Genomic DNA, 1,174 nt, shown 5'->3' with positions numbered 1-1,174 from the left:
GGTGGTTGGCCGCAGAGACCAGCGGAAAGCGACTGTTTACTAAAAACACAGGTCCATGCGAAGTCGCAAGACGATGTATATGGACTGACGCCTGCCCGGTGCTGGAACGTTAAGAGGACCGGTTAACTCCTTTCGGGGGGTGAAGCTGAGAATTTAAGCGCCAGTAAACGGCGGTGGTAACTATAACCATCCTAAGGTAGCGAAATTCCTTGTCGGGTAAGTTCCGACCTGCACGAATGGCGTAACGACTTTCCGGCTGTCTCGACCACAGGCCCGGCGAAATTGCATTACGAGTAAAGATGCTCGTTACGCGCGGCAGGACGGAAAGACCCCGGGACCTTTACTATAGTTTGGTATTGGTTTTCGGTTCGGCTTGTGTAGGATAGGTGGGAGACTGTGAAGCGCTCACGCTAGTGGGTGTGGAGTCGTTGTTGAAATACCACTCTGGTCGGATTGGGAATCTGAACCTCGGACCATGATCTGGTTCAGGGACAGTGCCTGATGGGTAGTTTAACTGGGGCGGTTGCCTCCTAAAGGGTAACGGAGGCGCCCAAAGGTTCCCTCAGCCTGGTTGGCAATCAGGTGTCGAGTGCAAGTGCACAAGGGAGCTTGACTGTGAGACAGACATGTCGAGCAGGGACGAAAGTCGGGACTAGTGATCCGGCACCTCCTGGTGGAAGGGGTGTCGCTCAACGGATAAAAGGTACCCCGGGGATAACAGGCTGATCTTGCCCAAGAGTCCATATCGACGGCATGGTTTGGCACCTCGATGTCGGCTCGTCGCATCCTGGGGCCGGAGTAGGTCCCAAGGGTTGGGCTGTTCGCCCATTAAAGCGGCACGCGAGCTGGGTTTAGAACGTCGTGAGACAGTTCGGTCCCTATCCGCCGCGCGCGCAGGATACTTGAGGAAGGCTGTCCCTAGTACGAGAGGACCGGGACGGACGGACCTCTGGTGTGCCAGTTGTCACGCCAGTGGCATGGCTGGTTGGCTATGTTCGGAAGGGATAACCGCTGAAGGCATCTAAGCGGGAAGCCTGTTCCAAGATGAGGTATCCCACCCCATGTGGGTTAAGGCCCCCAAGAGACGATTGGGTTGATAGGCCAGAAATGGAAGCACAGTAATGTGTTGTCGAGTTGACTGGTACTAATAGGCCGAGGACTTGCCCACAAAGAT

The 1,174-nt window shown here is 55.4% G+C and carries 1 rRNA gene; it reads left to right on the top strand.

Features of this window, described 5'->3' with window-relative positions:
* A 23S ribosomal RNA gene (locus WA670_RS45025) occupies nt 1-1,168 on the top strand; the annotation flags it as partial.
* Nucleotides 1,169-1,174: the final 6 nt, after the last annotated feature.

Source organism: Amycolatopsis sp. VC5-11, assembly GCF_037034185.1.
Lineage (GTDB): Bacteria > Actinomycetota > Actinomycetes > Mycobacteriales > Pseudonocardiaceae > Amycolatopsis > Amycolatopsis nivea.
Note: the sequence above shows the minus strand (reverse complement) of the source record. Positions and strands in the feature narration are given on the sequence as shown.